21 protein-coding genes are annotated in these 19,830 nt (G+C 63.9%); 11 read left to right on the forward strand and 10 right to left on the reverse strand.

What is annotated here, in order from left to right; all coding sequences use genetic code 11:
* Positions 1-2: 2 nt before the first annotated feature.
* The 3 genes from alaS to ugpQ all read right to left on the reverse strand — a co-directional run bounded on the left by alaS (position 3) and on the right by ugpQ (position 4,178).
* On the reverse strand, positions 3-2,630 hold the full coding sequence (gene alaS, locus AC07N6_RS12065; protein ID WP_494783217.1) for an alanine--tRNA ligase: 2,628 nt from the start codon (positions 2,628-2,630) through the stop codon (positions 3-5).
* 355 nt (positions 2,631-2,985) lie between these two features.
* Positions 2,986-3,201: a hypothetical protein gene (locus tag AC07N6_RS12070; protein ID WP_494783216.1), complete on the reverse strand. Its 216-nt coding sequence runs from the start codon at positions 3,199-3,201 to the stop codon at positions 2,986-2,988.
* Positions 3,202-3,401: 200 nt separating this feature from the next.
* The gene (ugpQ, locus tag AC07N6_RS12075) at positions 3,402-4,178 is read right to left on the reverse strand and encodes a glycerophosphodiester phosphodiesterase (protein ID WP_494783215.1); all 777 of its coding nucleotides are present in this window, start codon (positions 4,176-4,178) and stop codon (positions 3,402-3,404) included.
* A 27-nt stretch (positions 4,179-4,205) separates the two neighbouring features.
* Between ugpQ and AC07N6_RS12080 the strand changes: the two genes are divergently transcribed.
* From AC07N6_RS12080 to AC07N6_RS12090, 3 genes are all read left to right on the forward strand, one after another.
* Positions 4,206-4,478 (forward strand): 2TM domain-containing protein, encoded by a 273-nt coding sequence (locus AC07N6_RS12080; RefSeq protein ID WP_494783214.1) that lies wholly within the window; start codon positions 4,206-4,208, stop codon positions 4,476-4,478.
* A 62-nt stretch (positions 4,479-4,540) separates the two neighbouring features.
* A complete protein-coding gene (locus tag AC07N6_RS12085) occupies positions 4,541-5,710 on the forward strand; it encodes a sensor histidine kinase (protein WP_494783213.1) in 1,170 nt (389 codons plus the stop codon).
* Between the two features lie 11 nt (positions 5,711-5,721).
* The gene (locus AC07N6_RS12090) at positions 5,722-6,528 is read left to right on the forward strand and encodes a LytR/AlgR family response regulator transcription factor (protein WP_494783212.1); all 807 of its coding nucleotides are present in this window, start codon (positions 5,722-5,724) and stop codon (positions 6,526-6,528) included.
* A gap of 8 nt (positions 6,529-6,536) precedes the next feature.
* On the opposite strand, the gene AC07N6_RS12095 is transcribed toward AC07N6_RS12090, so the two are convergent.
* Positions 6,537-7,001 carry a DUF2269 family protein gene (locus AC07N6_RS12095; protein ID WP_494783211.1) on the reverse strand — a complete coding sequence of 155 codons (465 nt, stop codon included), beginning with the start codon at positions 6,999-7,001 and terminating at the stop codon, positions 6,537-6,539.
* Between the two features lie 216 nt (positions 7,002-7,217).
* Positions 7,218-7,358, reverse strand: a complete 141-nt coding sequence (locus tag AC07N6_RS12100) for a hypothetical protein (protein ID WP_494783210.1) — start codon at positions 7,356-7,358, stop codon at positions 7,218-7,220.
* A gap of 238 nt (positions 7,359-7,596) precedes the next feature.
* Between AC07N6_RS12100 and AC07N6_RS12105 the strand changes: the two genes are divergently transcribed.
* Together AC07N6_RS12105 and AC07N6_RS12110 are read left to right on the forward strand one after the other, a co-directional pair.
* Positions 7,597-9,348: a glutamine--tRNA ligase/YqeY domain fusion protein gene (locus tag AC07N6_RS12105; RefSeq protein WP_494783209.1), complete on the forward strand. Its 1,752-nt coding sequence runs from the start codon at positions 7,597-7,599 to the stop codon at positions 9,346-9,348.
* A gap of 136 nt (positions 9,349-9,484) precedes the next feature.
* Positions 9,485-9,847, forward strand: a complete 363-nt coding sequence (locus AC07N6_RS12110; protein ID WP_494783208.1) for a hypothetical protein — start codon at positions 9,485-9,487, stop codon at positions 9,845-9,847.
* 46 nt (positions 9,848-9,893) lie between these two features.
* Here the strand turns inward: AC07N6_RS12110 and AC07N6_RS12115 are convergent, their stop codons facing one another.
* From AC07N6_RS12115 to AC07N6_RS12125, 3 genes are all read right to left on the reverse strand, one after another.
* Positions 9,894-10,907 (reverse strand): transporter, encoded by a 1,014-nt coding sequence (locus AC07N6_RS12115; RefSeq protein WP_494783207.1) that lies wholly within the window; start codon positions 10,905-10,907, stop codon positions 9,894-9,896.
* Between the two features lie 201 nt (positions 10,908-11,108).
* Positions 11,109-11,342 (reverse strand): hypothetical protein, encoded by a 234-nt coding sequence (locus AC07N6_RS12120; RefSeq protein ID WP_494783206.1) that lies wholly within the window; start codon positions 11,340-11,342, stop codon positions 11,109-11,111.
* Positions 11,343-11,709: 367 nt separating this feature from the next.
* Positions 11,710-13,005 carry a solute carrier family 23 protein gene (locus tag AC07N6_RS12125; protein ID WP_494783205.1) on the reverse strand — a complete coding sequence of 432 codons (1,296 nt, stop codon included), beginning with the start codon at positions 13,003-13,005 and terminating at the stop codon, positions 11,710-11,712.
* Positions 13,006-13,316: 311 nt separating this feature from the next.
* Here AC07N6_RS12125 and AC07N6_RS12130 point away from each other — a divergent pair, with 311 nt between their 5' ends.
* The 5 genes from AC07N6_RS12130 (at position 13,317) to sbcB (ending at position 17,547) form a co-directional block, all read left to right on the forward strand.
* A complete protein-coding gene (locus tag AC07N6_RS12130; RefSeq protein ID WP_494783204.1) occupies positions 13,317-13,760 on the forward strand; it encodes a DUF2721 domain-containing protein in 444 nt (147 codons plus the stop codon).
* 165 nt (positions 13,761-13,925) lie between these two features.
* Entirely contained in the window at positions 13,926-14,228 is a 303-nt protein-coding gene (locus tag AC07N6_RS12135) for an antibiotic biosynthesis monooxygenase family protein (RefSeq protein ID WP_494783314.1), read from the forward strand.
* A gap of 152 nt (positions 14,229-14,380) precedes the next feature.
* The gene (locus AC07N6_RS12140) at positions 14,381-14,971 is read left to right on the forward strand and encodes a DUF3828 domain-containing protein (protein ID WP_494783203.1); all 591 of its coding nucleotides are present in this window, start codon (positions 14,381-14,383) and stop codon (positions 14,969-14,971) included.
* A gap of 246 nt (positions 14,972-15,217) precedes the next feature.
* On the forward strand, positions 15,218-15,730 hold the full coding sequence (locus AC07N6_RS12145; RefSeq protein ID WP_494783202.1) for a YqhG/Tai3 family protein: 513 nt from the start codon (positions 15,218-15,220) through the stop codon (positions 15,728-15,730).
* Positions 15,731-16,110: 380 nt separating this feature from the next.
* Positions 16,111-17,547, forward strand: coding sequence for an exodeoxyribonuclease I (sbcB, locus tag AC07N6_RS12150; RefSeq protein ID WP_494782722.1), 1,437 nt, complete (start codon positions 16,111-16,113; stop codon positions 17,545-17,547).
* A gap of 34 nt (positions 17,548-17,581) precedes the next feature.
* Here the strand turns inward: sbcB and AC07N6_RS12155 are convergent, their stop codons facing one another.
* Complete coding sequence (locus tag AC07N6_RS12155) at positions 17,582-18,169, reverse strand: PadR family transcriptional regulator (protein ID WP_494782584.1); 588 nt, start codon at positions 18,167-18,169, stop codon at positions 17,582-17,584.
* A gap of 286 nt (positions 18,170-18,455) precedes the next feature.
* On the opposite strand from AC07N6_RS12155, the gene AC07N6_RS12160 reads away from it, so the two are divergent.
* Positions 18,456-19,037, forward strand: a complete 582-nt coding sequence (locus AC07N6_RS12160) for a peroxidase-related enzyme (protein WP_494782583.1) — start codon at positions 18,456-18,458, stop codon at positions 19,035-19,037.
* Positions 19,038-19,043: 6 nt separating this feature from the next.
* Here the strand turns inward: AC07N6_RS12160 and AC07N6_RS12165 are convergent, their stop codons facing one another.
* Positions 19,044-19,541, reverse strand: a complete 498-nt coding sequence (locus tag AC07N6_RS12165; RefSeq protein WP_494782582.1) for a nucleoside 2-deoxyribosyltransferase — start codon at positions 19,539-19,541, stop codon at positions 19,044-19,046.
* Positions 19,542-19,830: the final 289 nt, after the last annotated feature.

The raw sequence follows: 19,830 nt of genomic DNA on the forward strand, positions 1-19,830 counted from the left end.
GATCAAAGCTTGGCGCCGACCCAGTCGGCCACGCCCTTGAGCGCGCCGGGCAGGCCGGACGGATCGGTGCCGCCGGCTTGCGCCATGTCGGGACGGCCGCCGCCCTTGCCGCCGACCTGCTGGGCGACGAAGTTGACCAGCTCGCCGGCCTTGACCTTGGCGGTGGCGTCGGCGGTGACGCCGGCGATCAGGCTGACCTTGCCGTCCTTGACCGAAGCCAGCACGATGGCGGCGGTCTTGAGCTTGTCCTTCAACTTGTCCATCGCCTCGCGCAGGGTGGCGACATCGGCGCCTTCCAGCGTCGCGGCCAGCACCTTGATGCCCTTGATGTCGACGGCCTGGCTCACCAGTTCGTCACCCTGGCTGGAGGCCAGCTTGGATTTCAACGCGGCCAGTTCCTTTTCCAGCGCCTTGACCTGGTCCTGCACCTGGCCGATGCGCGGCAGCAGTTCTTCCGGCTGGGTCTTCAGGGCCGCGGCGGCTTCGGCCACGCGGTTCGACAGCGACTGCACCAGCGCCAGCGCGCCTTCGCCGGTGACGGCTTCGACCCGGCGGATGCCGGCGGCGACGCCGCCTTCGGAAACGATCTTGAACAGGCCGATATCGCCAGTGCGCGCCACGTGGGTGCCGCCGCACAGTTCGGTGGAGGTGCCGATGGACAGCACCCGCACTTCGTCGCCGTACTTCTCGCCGAACAGCGCCATGGCGCCGGCGGCGATGGCGTCGTCATAGCCCATCAGCCTGGCGCTGGTAGCGGCGTTGGCCAGCACCTCGCGGTTGACGATCTCTTCGACCCGGCGGATTTCCTCGGCGCTCATCGGCGCGTTGTGGCTGAAGTCGAAACGGGTCTTGTCGGCATCGACCAGCGAACCCTTCTGCGACACATGGCTGCCCAGCACTTCGCGCAAGGCCTTGTGCATCAGGTGAGTGGCCGAGTGGTTGCGCATGGTGCGCGCGCGCTGGTCGGCGTCGACCCTGGCGGCGACGGTGTCGCCCACGGCCAGGCTGCCCTTGACCAGTTGGCCGTGGTGGCCGAACACGTCGGCCTGGATCTTTTGCGTATCGGCCACGGCGAACAGGGCGCCGCCCGACGCTTCCAGCACGCCGGCGTCGCCGCTCTGGCCGCCGGACTCGGCATAGAACGGCGTGGCATCAAGCACCACGATGGCGTCCTGGCCGGCCTCGAGCTTCTGCACCGGGCTGCCGGCCACATACAGCGCAATCACCTTGGCTTGTTGCGCCAGCGACTCATAGCCGACGAACCTGGTCTTGTCGCCGCTGTAGTCGATGGCGGCCGCCATCTTGAACTTGCCGGCCGCGCGCGCGGTGCTCTTCTGGCGCTCCATGGCGGCCGTGAAGCCGGCCTCGTCCAGCGCGACATCGCGCTCGCGGCAGATGTCGGCGGTCAGGTCCAGCGGGAAACCGTAGGTGTCGTACAGGGTGAAGGCGGTCTCGCCGTCCAGCTTGCCGGTGTTGGCGGCCAGCGCGGCTTCCAGGATCTTCATGCCGTGTTCCAGCGTTTCGCCGAAACGTTCTTCTTCCTGCTGCAAGACCTGTTCGACGCGCGCGGCGGCTTCCGGCAATTCCGGATAGGCCGCGCCCATCTGCGCCACCAGGTCCTTGACCAGCTTGTAGAAGAACGGCTTGGTCTGGCCCAGCTTGTGACCGTGGCGCAGCGCGCGGCGGATGATGCGGCGCAGGACGTAGCCGCGGCCTTCGTTGCCAGGAATGACGCCATCGACGATCAGGAAGGAAGTCGCACGGATGTGGTCGGCGATGACCTTGAGCGAATTGTTGGCCAGGTCGGAGGTATTGGTCTCGCGCGCGGCAGCCTTGATCAGCGCCTGGAACAGGTCGATCTCATAGTTGCTGTGCACATGCTGCAGGATCGCAGCGAGGCGCTCCAGGCCCATGCCGGTGTCGACGCAAGGCGCCGGCAGCGGGGTCAGCACGTATTCGCCGGTCTTGGGATCGATCTGGCGGTCGAACTGCATGAACACGTTGTTCCAGATCTCGATGTAGCGGTCGCCGTCGGCGTCCGGGCTACCCGGGGGGCCGCCCCAGATGTCCGGGCCGTGGTCGTAGAAGATTTCCGAGCAGGGGCCGCAGGGGCCGGTCTCGGCCATCTGCCAGAAGTTGTCGGAGGCATACGGCGCGCCCTTGTTGTCGCCGATGCGCACCACGCGCTCGGGCGGCACGCCGATTTCCTTGGTCCAGATGTCGTAGGCTTCGTCGTCGGTCTCGTAGACGGTAGCCCACAGCTTGTCGGCCGGCAGGCCGTAGACCTTGGTCAGCAGTTCCCAGGCCCACTTCAGCGATTCGCGCTTGAAGTAGTCGCCGAAGGACCAGTTGCCCAGCATTTCGAAGAAAGTATGGTGGCGCGCGGTATAGCCGACGTTTTCCAGGTCGTTGTGCTTGCCGCCGGCGCGCAGGCAGCGCTGCACCGAGACGGCGCGCACGTAGTTGCGCTTGTCGGTGCCGAGGAACACATCCTTGAACTGAACCATGCCGGAATTGGTGAACAGCAGGGTCGGGTCGTTGCCCGGGACCAGGCTGGACGAGCGGACGATGGTGTGTCCTTGGGATTCAAAGAATTTCAGAAACTTGTCGCGAATTTCGGCTGAGTTCATGGTTCGAAGGCTGGTAAAAAACGGTGCAAAAAGTGATTGCGAATCGGCGATTATACGTGATACTGCGCGCGATACCGCACGCAACAGGCAAGCGCGCCGCCCCTCAGGGGCATTGCCCGCCAGACACTGCCCGGCCGACGGCTGCGGACGATCCGGGCCACCAGGCAAGGATGCCGGGCAGCACGCCGGCGAAAAAAAACCCGCCGGAAAATCCCGGCGGGTCACAGGTTCGGCCTCTCCGGACGGTGCGCTGCATTGCGCCACCCGGATCCTTAACAGCCAGCCTTCCCCTTCCTTCTATCCTTGCTTGCCGCCGGCATACCGGCCGTGCGGCATCAATGCGACCAAGCCGCGATCAGGCGCCCTTGTTGATGGGCAGCGCCGGTTGCGCCTTCTTGGCGTGCTTTTTATGCTTTTTGTGCTTTTTCGCGTGCTTCTTGTGCTTCGGCGCAGGTTTGGCTGCCGGCGCTTCGGCCGCCGGCGCTGGAACCGGGGCCGGTGCAGGCTGTGCCATGACCGGCAGGGCGAAGGCGGCAACGAGTACGGCAGCCAGCAGTTTATTGATCTTCATCGTTTTCCTCATCTCAGTGTTATGTTCTCCACAAGTCCACCGGCGCGCTCTTTAGCCGGCCTTGTGTCCCCTTAACGCACTTTCTTTTCGGGACGTTGACAACGTCGGCATCCCTTCCGTCCTGATGCGAACTGCAGGATGATCATAACCAGCCCATCCCGCATCCAGTCCTCCGGTAAGAACAGGATTTGCCGTCCATTTCACCCCGGCTCCGCGCGGATCAGGTCGATACGATCCGTGCAGAAGGCATCCACGCCCCAGCCCAGAATCTGCGTCGCCCGCGCCGCGTCATTGACCGTGTAGCAGAACAAGGCATAGCCGGCTTCCTTGACCTGGCGCGCCAGGTCCGGAGTGAGGTTGCGATGGTTGGTGTGCAGGGCGATCGCCTGCAATTGCTGCAGGCGCGCTTGCCAGTCGTCGGCAATCGCGTCCACCAGAAAACCGCGCGGCAGGTCGGGCACGGCCTCCTTGGCCGCCATCAGCGCGTCGAAAGAAAACGAAGACAGCACCGGCAACGCGGCCGCCCGGGCCGACGCCGGGTCGTCGCGCCAGGCTGCCAGCGCCGCGCTGAAGCGCCGCCCCACCGCCAGCGCGGCCAGCTCACCGGTGCGCGCCGCCTGCGCCGGGGCGCCGGGCTTGATCTCGACGTTCATCCAGATACCATGCCCGATGCAGAAATCCAGCCCCTGCTCCAGCGTGCAGATGCGCTCGCCGACGAAGGCCGCGCCATGCCAGGCGCCGGCGTCGAGCTCGCGCAGTTGCGCCCAGTCGGTCTCGGCGATCTGCCCGACGCCCGGCAGCGTGCGGCCGCGCTGGGGGTCGTGCATCAGGATCGGCACTTCATCGCGGGTCAGCATGACATCGAACTCCGCCGCCCGATAGCCGAACTGCAGGCCGGCGCGAAAACCGGCCAGCGTGTTTTCCGGCGCCAGCGTGCCGCCGCCGCGATGGGCGAGTACCTTGGGATAGGGCCACATGATCGTTCTCCGTTATCGATACGGCGCATGGCGCAGATGGCGCCGCGCTGGCCGCGCTTTGCGCCATCGCTCCGGCATTTCGTCGCCGGCCGCTGGCGCCGGCGCGGCCACGGGCGCATCTTGGCGCCTGCGACCCGGATCATACTCAACCTGGGCACCTCGCGCCACGTCTTGTGGAGCCTCGGACCGCTACTCGGATGGGGAATCGGGGTACTATTTCACGCCCTGAGCGTTTTCGCCGATTTCCCCGCCCGCTGGAAGCAGGCGATGGTGGAGCGCGAATTGCGCCGCCATCGCTGACATCCTTGCCCGGGGGCTGATGGCGTCGCGCTTTACCGGCCTTACCCGAACCGCCTGAACGAATGAATCAACAAGACACTTCCGTCCCGCCCCGCCTGGTCCTGCTATTGCGCGAACTGGTGAAATCGCTTGTGCCCACGCTCGTCATCAACCTGATGTGCGCGCTGGCCGTGACTTATCTCATGCGCATCGGCGGCGGTTTCTACGAAAACCTGCAAGTGGCGATGTGCATCGGCATCCTGGCGATGCTGCTGATCAACGGCACGCGGCTGGCGATCTGGGGCGCCGGCGAACCGCACAAGCTCGGCTTCGCCCTCTCGCTGCTCGTGCTGGCGCCGCTGTCGGTGCTGCTGGGACGCCTGCTGGCCAGCTACCTGATTGGGCAACCGGTGCTGTCCCTCCTGCCCGAGCGCAGCGACAACATCATCGGCGTGATCGTGCTGACCTTCCTGGCCTGCTTCGGCGCGACCATCTTCTTCTGGAATCGCGGAAAAATGACCGCGCTGCAAGCCCATGCCAGCCAGGTCGAAAAACAGGCGGTACAGGCGCAATTGCAGATGCTGCAGGCGCAGATCGAACCGCACATGCTGTTCAACACCCTGGCCACGCTGCAAACCCTGATCGGCTCCGAACCATTGCGCGCGCAGCAGATGCTGGACCAGTTGATCCACTACCTGCGCACCACGCTATCGGCATCGCGCGCCGACAGCACTTCGCTGAAGAAGGAATTCGACCTGATCAAGGCCTATCTCGGGCTGATGTCGCTGCGCATGGGCATGCGCCTGTCCTATACGCTGCAACTGCCGGAAGAACTGGGGCGCCTGCGCCTGGCGCCGATGCTGCTGCAGCCGCTGGTGGAAAACGCCATCAAGCACGGCCTGGAGCCCAAGATCGAGGGCGGCAACTGCACGGTGCGCGCCGCCCTGCACCAGGATATGCTGGTGCTGAGCGTGCTCGACACCGGCGTCGGGCTGGCCACCGGCATCAGCTTCAACAGCCCTTCCCCCAAATCCGAGCTGGCGGCGCTGACCGGCAGGAAAGAACCGGAGATCGGCCTGCACTTCGGCCTGGACAACATCCGCGAACGCCTGTCCACGCTCTACGGCCCGCTGGCCGAGCTGATCCTCACCCACAACGTGCCGGCCGGCACCATGGCGCAAATCACGATCCCGCTCAGGGCGCTCAAGGCGGTGCACCGCCCCGCCAAGGGCATGCGCATCGCCGGCCATTGAAGACGAGCGCCATGCCATCCATCTCCGCCCTCATCGCCGAAGACGAACCGCTGCTGGCCGCGGCGCTGCAACAGGCGCTGGCGCGCGCCTGGCCGGAACTGGGCACGGTGCCGGTCGCCGCCAATGGCATCGCGGCGCTGGAGCAGGCGCTGGCCCTGCTGCCGGATGTACTGTTCCTGGATATCCGCATGCCGGGCCGCAGCGGGCTGGAGGTGGCGCGCGAGCTGGCCGACGCCTGGCCGCCGGCGACCCCGTTTCCGCTGATCGTGTTCGTCACCGCCTACGACAGCTATGCGCTGCAAGCCTTCGAGCAAGCCGCGGTGGATTACCTCCTGAAACCGGTCAACGATGCGCGCCTGGCGACCACGGTGCAGCGCCTGCAATCCTTGCTGCAACAGCGCGCCGCCAGCGCCCCGGACGAGCACCTGGAGCGCGCGCTGGCGCAATTGCGGCGCCTGGTTGCGCACGACGCGGAAGAACCGCCGCCGGCGCCGCGCCTGGACATCATCCGCGCCGCGGTCGGCAACCAGGTGCGCATGATCCCGGTCGACGATGTGCTGTATTTCGAAGCCACCGACAAATACGTCAATGTCGTGACCGCCGACGGCGAAGCGCTGATCCGCAGCAGCCTGCGCGAACTGATCCCCCAGCTCGATGCGCAGCGGTTCTGGCAAGTCCACCGGGGCACGGTGGTGCAGGTGCGCCATGTGCAGGCCGCGGTGCGCGACGAGACCGGCAAGTTATCGCTGCTGCTGCGCAACCGCCCCGAAAAACTGGCGGTCAGCCGGCTGTTCGCCCACCTCTTCAAGCAAATGTAAACAGGTTTTCAGCCCGGCTTGGCCACCATCAGCCAGGCCGCCGCCAACGGCATCAAGGTCGCAAGCGATCCGGCCGCCGCCCATACCCGCGCCAGCCCGCGATAGGCGGCCGGAACCGCAGCCCCCGCCGGCAAGGCATTGAGCAGGCGCGCCTGCTTCCATTGCACGGGAATGAGCACCGTCAGCCACAGCACGCCGGTGGCGACGAACAGCGCATAAGCGGTTTTCAGCCAGAAGCTGGCCGCGACGCCGCCAAACGCCGGCGCCATCATATGGCCCGCCGCAGCCAGCAAGACGATGCCGCCCAGCGTGAAAACCACATCCGCCCAGTTGGTCGCCTTCACCGCGAAGCGGATCACGGCCAGCTCGCCAGTGCGCTCGGCCAGCGTTTTCCAGAAGGCGGTGACGATGATGTTTCCAAGGAAGAGCACGGCCCCCAGCAGATGGATGGCCTTCAAGGTTGTCGGCGACATGGCGGTTTCACTTTCGTCCGTAGAAATCGAAATGCGCCAATATCGCGTCATAACCGGCGCCGCGCCAGCGCCATGCGACGAAGCGTCATGAGCGAGCAGTGAAAAACACATGGCGGCGACCGGAATACCGGCTGCCGCCATGCGCAGTCATGCAAATGGATTGGGACAAATCCGCCCTGTATTGCCTGGCGGACATCCCCATCCCGATCAGGCCGCTTACCGCCCGTAGTAATACCCCGGCCCGTAATACGGCCGGTAGTAATGCGGCTGCGGCGGGCCGACCGGCACCACCACGCAGGCCGACAAGGTGGCCGCCGCCACGCCAGCGACCACCAGCAATTTGATGAGTCGTTTCATGATGCCCTCTCCTTTGTCCCGTAACGGGCCCGGCAACGGTGCGGGCCATGCGGGCAGATTGCCACCCGATGCCGGTCACAGGTAATTCGCAGCCGTATCATCTGTAACAAGAAAGCGGCGGCCGATTCGTCCAGGGCCGGCAAATTTCACCGTTGCTCCGGCGCAAAGCCCGATGCAAGCAGGCGCGCTGCGGTAGAATGCTTGATCTGCATAAATAGGCATTCTCCCGATTCATCCCATGAGCAACGAACTGAAAAACGGACATTCAGCGGCACCTTCCACCAATTTCCTGCGCGGCATCATCGAATCCGACCTGGTCTCCGGCACCTATGCCGAGCGCAGCAGCAAGGAAGGCGAGGCGCTGCCCCAGGTGATCACCCGTTTTCCGCCCGAACCCAACGGCTACCTGCACATCGGCCACGCCAAGTCGATCTGCCTGAACTTCGGCCTGGCGCGCGATTACGCCGGCCGCTGCCACATGCGCTTCGACGACACCAACCCGGAGAAGGAAGAACAGGAATACGTCGACACCATCCTCGACTCGGTCAAGTGGCTGGGCTTCTCGTGGGAGCATGACGGCAAGCAGCACCTGTACTACGCCAGCAACTATTTCGACGTGATGTACGCCGGCGCCCAGGCGCTGATCCGCCGCGGCCTGGCCTACGTGGACGAGCAGAACGCCGAGCAGATGCGCGAAAACCGCGGCACGCTCACCGAGCCGGGCAAGAACTCGCCCTGGCGCGACCGACCGGCCGAAGAATCGCTGCGCCTGTTCGAGGAAATGCGCGACGGCAAGCATGCCGACGGTTCGCTGATCCTGCGCGCCAGGATCGACATGGCCAGCCCCAACATGAACCTGCGCGATCCGGCCATCTACCGCATCCGCCACGCCACCCACCACAACACCGGCGACAAATGGTGCGTGTACCCGATGTACACCTATGCGCACCCGATCGAAGATGCGCTGGAAAACGTCTCGCACTCGATCTGCACGCTGGAGTTCGAAGACCAGCGCCCGTTCTACGACTGGCTGCTGGAGCGCCTGGCCGAGGAAGGCTTTTTCACGCGGCCGTTGCCGCGCCAGTACGAATTCGCGCGCCTGAACCTGACCTACATCATCACCAGCAAGCGCAAGCTGCGCCAGCTGGTGGACGAAAAGATCGTCTCCGGCTGGGACGACCCGCGCCTGCCCACCATCGTCGGCCTGCGCCGCCGCGGCTATACGCCCGAGGCGATCCGCCTGATGTGCGACCGCACCGGCGCCTCCAAGAACAACAGCTGGATCGACTACAGCATCCTGGAAGGCGCGCTGCGCGACGACCTCGACCCCAAGGCGCCGCGCGCCGTGGCCGTGCTGCGTCCACTCAAACTGATCATCGACAACTTCCCCGAAGGCCAAAGCATCGCCTGCAGCGCGCCGGTCTATCCGCCGGCCCATCCGCTGCACGATACCGAGCACCGCCATTTCCCGATCACCCGTGAATTGTGGATCGAGCGCGAGGACTTCATGGAAGAGCCGACCAAGGGCTACTTCCGCCTGTTCCCCGGCAACAAGGTGCGCCTGCGCTACGGCTACGTGGTCGAATGCACCGGCTGCGACAAGGACGAGAACGGCAACGTCATCGCCGTGCACTGCAACTACTTTGAAGACAGCAAGAGCGGCACCGAAGGCAGCTCCAACTACAAGGTCAAGGGCAACCTGCACTGGGTCAGCGCCGAGCACGCGCTGGCCACCGAAGTGCGCCTGTACGACCGCCTGTTCAGCGACCCTCATCCGGACGCCGGCGGCAAGGATTTCCTGACCGCGCTGAACCCCAACTCCAAGGAAGTGATCACCGCCTACCTGGAACCGACGCTCAAGGGCGCCCTGCCGGGCGCCATCTACCAGTTCGAACGCCACGGTTATTTCGTCGCGGACCGGGTCGATTCCACCGAAGGCAAGCCGGTATTCAACCGCGCCGTGACGCTCAAGGACAGCTGGGGCAAGTAAGCAAAGAAGCAAAGAAGGCGGGTGCACCAGCACCCGCCGCACGCGGGCCGCGCAATCGATTCCGGGGGCGCGCGGCGCGGCATCACAGGCACACCGGCGACCACACGGGCCGGGCAAGCAAGAGGGGAACAAGCTCATGTTCGAGCAGATCAAGATCCAGCGCATGTCGATGGGCACCATCTACAAGCTGCTGGCTATCGGCACCACGTTTTCGCTGGTGCCGTTTTCGGTGCTGATGGGCGTGCTCTCGCTGTTCGGCGCGCAGACCATCACCTGGGACGGCAAGCACCTGATCGGTTATGACGGCCTGGTCGCCTCGCCCTTCATCGGCCTGTTCCTGTCGGGCTTCATCACCCTGTTCCTGGGCACGCTGTGCACCATCGGGCTATGGCTGTATTCGCTGTGGCGCCCGCTGTCGCTGCGCGTGGAACCGGTCGACAACCTCGACATCGACCGCCTGATCCGCGAGAACGAAGAAGCCATGGCCGAACGCGACTGACCGGCCGTCGCCGGCTGGCGATCGGAACCCGATTGCCGCAACCCGTTTACCAGATCTTCATCCATTTGAGGAAGGCCACGGTGGCCACGCCGAGGCCGACCATCACCGACATCACCATCCAGAACGAAGCCTCGTCATGCAGGCCCGGCAAACCCGCCACGTTCATCCCGAAAATCCCCGACACCAGCGTGGCCGGCATCAGCAGCGCGGTCAGGACCGACAGCGCCATCAGGTTGCGGTTCATCTGCTCCGACATCTGCGACGCGATTTCTTCCTGCAGCAGCTTGGCGCGCTCGTACACGGCCTCCACGGTCGAATGCAATTCATTGAGTTCGTCCAGCGCATGGGTCAGGTCCTCCAGCGCTTCCGGCGCGACCCAGGAGGGCCGCAGGCGGTTGAACTGGCTCAGGATGCGGCGCTCCGGCGCGATGAAGCGGCGCAGTTCGGCCAACTGGCGCCGTATGCTGCCCAGTTCGGCGCGGTCTTCCGAGCGGCGGTCGGAGAGCACCGAAAACTCGATGTCGTCCACCTTGTCGTTGAGGCCGTCGAGCCGCGCATTGAAGCCGTCGGCCAGGCAACGCAACAGCTCCGCGAACAAGTCCATGGTGTTGTCGAAACCGGTGCCGTCGAGCACCGTCTGGCGCAGCAGGTTGGTCGAGCACAGCGGCTGCGTGCGCAACGTCAGCAAGCGTGTGGAGTCGAGGTAGAAATGCAGCGCCCCCTTCTCGGTGCCGGTGTCGCCGATCTCCATCTTCATGTCGGTAAGCGTGCCGTAGACGCTGTCGGCCGTCATGTGCAAGCCGGGATGGGTATCGTTGCTGAGGAGGAATTCGGAGATGTGTTCAGGCACGCCGCTATGGTGCTCCATCCATTGCTGGATCTTCACATCGGCCGTCTTGACATGCAGCCAGGTGAACTCCGGCGCCACGGGGCGATGGCCGATCACCTCGTTCCACTTCATCTGGCGCGCGCAGCGGTCTTCGAAGCGGAAGGCGCAAATGAAACCGGCCGGCTCATAGAGCAGATGCAAGGCTTGCGGTGTTTCCGGCGGATTGTGCATGGATGGGCTGGGCGGCGTGAAAGTCGAGGCATTCTACAAGCCGACTTTGACAAATTTGTGACAGACCGGTGACTACCGTCGACGCGAACTGAGGGGGCATGCGATTGCGTATCGCCGTAGCCGCACCAGCCCTGTTGTCCTGCACATCCCAGGGCCCCGCACGCGATCCGCCAGTGGAAATGACCGGCCGGCGAGCCTCAATCAGTAATTGAAGTTGCGATTGGCGTAGGCTTCGCGCGCGATGTCGCACACTTTGATCTGGGCCGCGTTCATGCCCGAGGTGCCGTTCATCGAACACTGGTCGGCGACCGACTTGGCTTCGTCCAGATGCTGGCGGAAATAGGTGTAGTCCTTCTTGCCGGCGAAAGCATCGCACGCCGACAGCAAAGGCAACATGACGCACAGCAGTGCGGACAGACGGATGGTGGTGCTCATTGGAATTCCCCTTGTAAAACGCAGGATCTGATGAAACCGTTCGCCCCTGCGTGGACGTCTTGCCCGGATCGTCTCCGGTGTCGCCCGCGTCCGGCGCCCTCCCCGGGGCCGGCATTATAGAAATGCGTTCTAGTCGTATCGCGCTGCAACGCCGCAAAGTATAGACAGCAAAATTGGATTGCTCAATGGAAATCTTTTGCCGATTTGATGCGACGCGACACCCGCTCCCGAAATTGCCCACGGATCATTGGCAAACACGCCATGAAACTTGAAAGAGACACAAAAAACGGGCCGGTCGCCCTGACCGGCCCGTTTCATTTCCGGCAAGCGCGGCCTTCGCCGCGCCGCCCACGCCGCCTTGTCCAACTCATCCGCGACGCTTCAGCAATGCGTACAGGATGATGGCGCCGAAGGTGGCGGTACCGATGCCGCCCAATGCGAAACCGCCCAGTTTCAACGTGAAGTCGCCCGCGCCCAGCACCAGCGTCACGGCGGCCACGATCAGGTTGGTGTTGCTGGAAAAGTCGACCTTGTTCTCCACCCAGATGCGCGCGCCGGACACGGTGATCAGGCCGAACACCACGATCGACACGCCGCCCAGCACCGCGCCGGGAATGGTCAGGATGACCGCGCCGAACTTGGGCGAGAAACCCAGCAGGATGGCGATCGCCGCCGCCACCACGAACACCAGCGTCGAATAGATCTTGGTGACCGCCATCACGCCGATGTTCTCGGCATAGGTGGTCACGCCGGTGCCGCCGACGCTGCCCGAGAGCATGGTCGCCAGGCCGTCGCCGACGAAGGCGCGGCCCATGTAGCGGTCCAGGTTCTGGCCGGTCATGGCCGACACCGCCTTGATATGGCCCAGGTTCTCGGCCACCAGGATGATGGCCACCGGCGCCAGTAGCGCCATCGCGCCGGCCTGGAACACCGGGGTCGCGAAGTGCGGCACGCCGAACCAGGCGGCATTGACCACGCTGGCAAAATCGATCGGCTTGCCCAGGCCGGCGCCATTGGTCAGGATGGCGTAGATGACATAGGCCAGCAGCAGGCCGACCAGGATCAGCAGGCGCTGCAGCATGCCGCGCGTAAATACCGCGACGAAGCCCACGCACAGCACTGTGACCAACGCCATCCAGGAGTCGAAGCTGTTGCCCGATACGCCCTTGACCGCGATCGGCGCCAGGTTCAGGCCGATCACCGCCACCACCGAACCGGTCACCACCGGCGGCATCAGGTTCTCGATCCAGCGCGTGCCGACCCAGCCCACCACCAGGCCGATCACGATGTACAGCGCGCCGCAGGCGATGATGCCGCCCAGCGCCACGCCGAGGTTGGGATTGGGGCCGGAACCGGCGTAGCCGGTCACCGCGATCACCAGGCCGATGAAGGAAAAACTGGAACCCAGGTAACTCGGCACGCGGCCGCCCACCAGCAGGAAAAACAGCAAGGTACCCACGCCCGACATCAGGATCGCCAGGTTGGGATCGAACCCCATCAACAGCGGCGCCAATACCGTGGAGCCGAACATCGCCACCACGTGCTGCACGCCCATGGCCACGGTCTGCGGCGCGGGCAAGCGTTCATCGGCGGCGATGACGGCTCCCTGGCCGTCATGGGTGCCGCTGCGCAGCCGCCATTGGGGAAAATAAGAGCCCGACATGGATATCCTTTCGTTATGGGTTATTGGATCGTGGGGTAGTGTATTGAGGGGCGCTTCAAATAACAATTGGCTACAAGGCCGGGCGCGATAAAAAATGCAAAAAGATTTGCGCGACGGAAGATGCTGCCGCACAGCGGTGCAGAAAACCGGCAGTGGTGCATCCGCCTGCCCCAAAACGGCGAGGGCGACACGCCTTGGCGCGGGAATGCCGATGCGGCTGGCCGCCGCCTGCTCATGGGCATGTTTCTTGCGAAACAAGTAACGATAGCGTCGCGCTCCCGCAGGCGCCGCCCGCCCTATTCCCGATGTCCATGATGAACCTGACCACGCCCGCCTTGCTGTTTCCGGCCACCTCGCTGCTGCTGCTGGCCTATACCAACCGCTTCCTGGTGCTGGCGCAACTGATCCGCAACCTGCAGACCCAGCACAAGGACGACGGCCGCGACCTGGTGATCCGCCAGATCCTCAACCTGCGCAAGCGCATCGTGCTGACCCGCTACATGCAGGCGCTGGGCGTGTCCAGCTTCATCATGTGCGCCGTCTCGATGTTCCTGATCTTTGTCGAACACGGCCACCTGGCCGAAGCCTTCTTCGGCATCAGCCTGTTCTTGCTGGTGTTGTCGCTGCTGGTATCGCTGTGGGAAATCATGATCAGCACGCGCGCCATCGAGATCGGCCTGGAAGACATGGAGCAGAAGCTGCGCCAGGCCGCCGCGCGGCGCGCCGCCATCGCCGATGAGAAACCCGCCGCGTGAAGCGAATTCACCGGCCGCGCGAATTTTGTTGAACGCGCCCGCCGTCGGAAGATGTGATAATCCTTTAGAACCCGTTTCACAATGAAACGGGTTCTTGGCGCCGCGCCAGGCTGCCACGGCCTGCGCCGGCGCCACTTGCTCGACTATTCGACTATGGAGACCCACATGATCCTGGAACTGGCGGACATCCGCATCCAACCCGGCAAGCAAGCCGAATTCGACGAAGCCATCGCGCGCGGCGTGGCGCAGACCATCGCCAAGGCCAAGGGCTATCTCGGCCACCAGGTGCAAAAAGGCGTCGAGTCGCCCGAGCGCTACCTCCTGATGGTGCAGTGGGCCACGCTGGAAAACCATACCGTGGACTTCCGCGAGTCGCCCGCCTTTACTGAATGGCGCGGCATCGTCGGCCCATTCTTCGCCGGCCCGCCGCAAGTCGAGCACTTCTCGCTGCTGAGCGCATCGGCATAAGCAGCCGTTCCCGCTGTTGGCCATGCGCCGGCAGTTTGCGGAACGATTACGCGCAAAACCTGACTAAAAACCGCGGGCAGGCCGCCACCGCCTGCCAACACACTGCCATGACAAGACCGGCGCGCGGCTTCCCGTGCGCCAGGAACCGCCGGATGACCAGATTACCCCGTTTGAATTTCCCTTCCGTCCACACCCGCCGCCGGTCCCGCTTTCTCGCAGGCGCCTCCGCCCTGGCCGCGGCGCTGGCGCTGGGCGGCTGCAACAACTTCAGCGGCGAAGAACAGCGGCAAGCCGAAGTCATCCGCGCTTTCTATACCCTCCACCTCAAGGCCAACGCGCCCGGCCTGCCCCCGCCCGATGAGCTGCGGCAATACCAGCCGCTGGTGAGCCGCGAGCTGTACGCCCTGCTGACCCAGGCCGAAGCGGCCGACGTCCGCTACCATGCGATGGCCGGCAACCAGGCGCCGCCTATCATCGAGGGCGACCTGTTCACCTCGCTGTATGAAGGCGCCACATCGTTCTCGGTGAAGTCCTGCGATACCGACGACCGGCGCTCCTCCTGCCAGGTCGCCTTCCAATACAAGAAAGACGGCGCCGCAGAAGCATGGAACGACAAGATCCTGCTGGTGCGCGAAGACCAGCGCTGGCGCATCGACGATATCGAATTCATCGGCAATGACCAGTCCTCGCAACGCGAATACCTGAGCGACACCCTGGCCGACGCCATCAAGGAAGCCGAATAAGTGCCGATATAAGTGCCGATAATTGACCAGAAACGGTCAGACATGGCCGGGAATTGGCGGCATTTTGACGATGTGTTCTCGGTCTCCGGCCGTTCGGAAAAGGCGTAAGCTTGCCTGCAAGAATACTTGTCGTTTTGCCACCGGCTCAGTACCGCCGCGCAAGAACAGAACCGTGGACAAGCGGCACAAGGGGAGAATTGGAACGTGAAGCGGATCGGGAAAATATGTATCGTTGCAGCCAGCCTCTTGCTTGGCGCATGCACGGGCAATGACGAGAGCAAGGCCAAGGAACTGGTATCGAGCTTCTACCAGATGCACCAGTCGGCCCGCCCCTCCGGCGCGCTTACCCTGAACGAACTGATTACCTTCCGCCACTTCTTGTCGGTGCCGCTGTTCGACCTGCTCAAAGATGTCTCGGTCGCCGAAGAGGCGCGCACCGCACAGTCTGCCGCCGCCCCGTTGTCGCCGCTGGTCGAGGGCGATATCTTCACCGCCAATCCCGGCGGCGCTTCCACGTTCCGCATCATCCAGTGCGACATGCGGGAGCGCGAAAGCGAATGTTCGGTCGAGCTGATCTACAGCGACGCCAAGCTCAAGGCGCCCTCCAAGTGGACCGACACGGTACTGCTCACGCGCGACGCGCGCGGCTGGATCATCGACAACATCCAATACGCCGGCGGCCAGGCGCCCATGCGCAACGGCAACCTGCAAGACACGCTGCGCAAACTGCTCAAGCGCGACACGGCACCGCTGCAATAACTCTGCCGCAATCACTCGAAAAGTCTCCAATCTTCCAGCTGACGCGCCATTGCGGCGCGTCAGCCCCCCCCAACACCCTCTATAATCGCGCGATCGACTTTAGAACTCATTTCATCAATAGGCGTGAGATGCGTTCTGCTCAGAAAGGGCGCTGGCAAGGCGCGCGACGCGTCGTGTGGCGGTGCCACACGCAAGGAGTGCAACGCGGCCAGCGCCCTTTCTGAGCAGAACCCGGAGGGAGCGGCCCGTTTGGGCGAATTGCCGCGTTACGAACTTGGGGCAAGACACCCAGTCTTGCCCCAAGTTCGCGCCTTGCACTTCATCCCAAACGGGGTAAGCTCGCACTCACGCCTATTGATGAAATGAGTTCTAATACCGCGATGTCCAACCACACCTTCCTCTGGCACGACTATGAAACCTTCGGCGTAGTCCCGCGCCGCGACCGCCCGGCGCAGTTCGCCGCCGTGCGCACCGACGCCGAACTCAACGAGATCGGCGAACCGCTCATGGTCTACTGCAAACCGGCGCCGGACTATTTGCCCGATCCGGTCTCCTGCCTGATCACCGGCATCACGCCGCAGACCTGCCTGGAACGCGGCCTGCCCGAGCACGAGTTCGCCGCGCAGATTGAACGCGCACTGGCCGAACCCGGCACCATCGGCGTGGGCTACAACACCATCCGCTTCGACGACGAGGTCACGCGCTTCATGTTCTGGCGCAACCTGATCGATCCCTATGCGCGCGAATGGCAAAACGGCTGCGGCCGCTGGGACCTGCTGGACGTGGTGCGCCTGTGCTACGCGCTGCGCCCGGACGGCATCGTCTGGCCGACCAGGGAAGACGGCAGCATCAGCTTCAAGCTGGAACATCTCTCCAAGGCCAACGGCCTGCTGCACGAAGCGGCGCACGACGCGCTGTCCGACGTGCGCGCCACCATCGCGCTGGCGCGCCTGATCCGTGAGAAGAACCCGCGCCTGTTCGACTTCGCGCTGGCGCTGCACAAGAAGGACAAGGCCGCGGCCGAGATCGGCCTGCCGCAGAACAAGCCCTTCCTGCACGTGTCGGGCATGTTCCCGGCGACGCGCGGCTGCCTGGCGCTGATGTGGCCGCTCGGCATGCATCCGACCAACAAGAATGAAGTGATCGCCTGGGACCTGGCCAGCGACCCGGCCGAACTGTCCACGCTGGACGCGGCCACCGTGCGCGAACGCATGTTCAGCAAGGCCGACGCCTTGCCCGAAGGCGTCACGCGCCTGCCGATCAAGAGCATCCACCTGAACAAGTCGCCGATGGTGGTCGGCAGCCTCAAGACGCTCGCCCCGGCCCGCGCGGCCGAACTGGGCATCGACATCGACGCCGCCCTGCGCAATGCCGATAGCGCCGCCGCGCTCCCCGACCTGGGGGCACTGTGGCAGGACGTCTTCCACCGCGAAAGCGATGGCGCGCCCGATGTCGACGAAGACCTCTACGGCGGCTTCATCGGCAATGGCGACCGGCGCCAACTGGCGCTGTTGCGCGCCATGCCGCCGCAGGAGCTGGCGCGCGCCAGCGTCTCCTTCGACGACGCGCGCCTGGACGAGATCCTGTTCCGCTACCGCGCGCGCAATTTCCCCGAGACGCTCAGCGCCGAAGAAACCCAGCACTGGGAAGAACACCGCGCGGCGCGCCTGTTCGAAGGCAAAGGCGGAGCCCGCACCATCGCCCAACTGTTCGAACAGATCGACACGCTGCAAGAGCAGGCCGACGACGAACGCGCCCAGGATATCCTCGGCGCACTGTACGACTATGCGGAGATGATCGCGCCCGCCAACGGCTAAGAGGCGAACCGGCCGCTCAGCGCGGCCGATCCGCTCAAACCCGCTCCACCGCCACCGCAGCCTGGTCGATGATATCGACCACCGCGTGCAGTTCTTCCTTGCTCAACGCCCCCTTGGCCAGGCGCGTATGCAGCGCCATGCGAAAGTTCTGCACCGCGCGGCGCAGTTCGGGCGAGTCGGCATCCGGACGCTCCTGCCGGCGCATCTCGAACTTGCGCAACACCTGCTGCAGCAAGGCTTCATTTTGCTTGAGCTCGGCCTCGCCTGCGGCGCTGATGCGATACAGTTTCTTGCCGCCCTCTTCCGCCTCCACCGTGGCACAACCCATCTCTTCCAGCAACGTCAGCGTGGGATAGACCACGCCCGGGCTCGGGCTGTAGCCGCCGCCGACCATCTGCTCGATGGCCTTGATGATTTCATAGCCGTGGCGCGGCTTCTCCTGCAGCAGGTGCAGCATCACGATGCGCAATGCGCCCTGCTCGAACATGCGCGCGCCGCGGCCGCCGCCTTCGCGGCCGCGCGGGCCGCCCTCATCGAACATGCCGCCTGCGCCATGATGCGGACGGTCAAAACGGTGATGCTTGGGGCCGTGGCCTGCACGTGCCATCAAATGTCTGAACATGGTGTTTCCTTTTCATCTGTCGTGTTCATCTGGTGTTGCGCCTGAATGGCGCCCGGGGACGGGCTTGCTTGAAGCCCTTATCGATCGATGAACATAAGATATATCTTAGAAATACCAAAATCAAGATATATCTTAATAATATTTTTTATTATCGAAAAGGAAATATCAAAACAGGGAATGCCCCATCGTCAGTCCGGCGACACTTGCTCCCCGCCAGAAGTGGTAAGTTGGCGCGTATCGGGCGCACACGCACCCGGCAAAAAAAGACATCGACAAGGAGACCACCATGCCCCAACCGCCCATTGGCCGCTTTCCCGTTCCTGAACTGAAAGACCTGCCCGAAGATATCCGTGCGCGCATCCTGGCCGTGCAGGAAAAGTCCGGCTTCATCCCCAACGTCTTCCTGGTGCTGGCGCACCGTCCCGACGAATTCCGCGCCTTCTTCGCCTACCACGATGCGTTGATGGACAAACCCGGCAAACTGACCAAAGCCGAGCGCGAGATGATCGTGGTCGCCACCAGCAACGCCAACCAATGCCAATATTGCGTCGTCGCCCACGGCGCGATCCTGCGTATCCGCGCCAAAGACCCGCTGCTGGCCGACCAGGTCGCCATCAACTACCGCAAGGCCGACATCACGGACAAGCAAAAAGCCATGCTGGACTTCGCCATGAAGGTCTCAGCCAGCGCCTGGGCCGTCAACGACGAGGATTTCACCGAACTCAAACGGCACGGATTCGGAGAAGAAGAGGCTTGGGACATCGCCGCCATCGCAGCCTTCTTCGGCATGTCCAACCGCCTGGCCAACGTCACCAGCATGCGGCCCAACGACGAGTTCTACCTGCTGGGACGGGTACCGGTGCAATAAGGCCTGTCAGCGCACGCCGCCATGCCAGCGCGCCACCAGCGCCAGGCACTCGCGCAAATCGCCATGCACCAGCTCGCAGGCATGCGCCAGCATCAAATTGCGCGGCAAGCCGAAGTCCTCGATCAACATGCCGTCACGGCAATAACCGGGCTCGGCATGCGGTATCTGGCTCAACAGATCGGCCTGCGGCGTGTTGTAGCACCACACCTTCTTGCCACGGCCGACGGCATAACCGATCTCGAACACGGTTCCCGAATCCGGCTCATGGCCGCGAAAATTGGACACGTTCGCCACCACATAATCCGCCGAATCGATCAACGCCATGTTGAGATCGAAGATAGCGCGCGACACCTCCGCCTTGCTCTGCCCCGTAACTTCATCATCCCCCGGACACAGCGCCGCCAAACCGAGTTCGGCGCACCACTGCCGGATACGTTCCTTGTGCTGCGCATAGTCGCGCTGGAAGACGTCGGGGCCGGCCATGTAGATGCGAGGATGGGTCATGCAGAATCCATAGAACGATTGAGAACAGAGCGATGGAGAATACGCGAAATTCCGAATGGAATCATGTAAGCCGCTGAACGACACAGGAGCCAGACTTTGGCCAAGACGGCAGCGATAGCGATACACCGCACCGAAGCCGCAGGCGAGCAGCAAGCACCGCGAGGCCGAAGGCGAGCATGAGACAAGGCAAAGCCGAAGGCGAGCCGGACAAGAAGTCCGCTTCTGACCAGCCGCTGGAGTCGCCGAAAAAATGGATCAGCAAGGCAGTCGGAGCGAAGCGACTCTGCCT

The sequence above is a fragment of the Herbaspirillum sp. GW821-FHT09A12 genome (assembly GCF_059418325.1).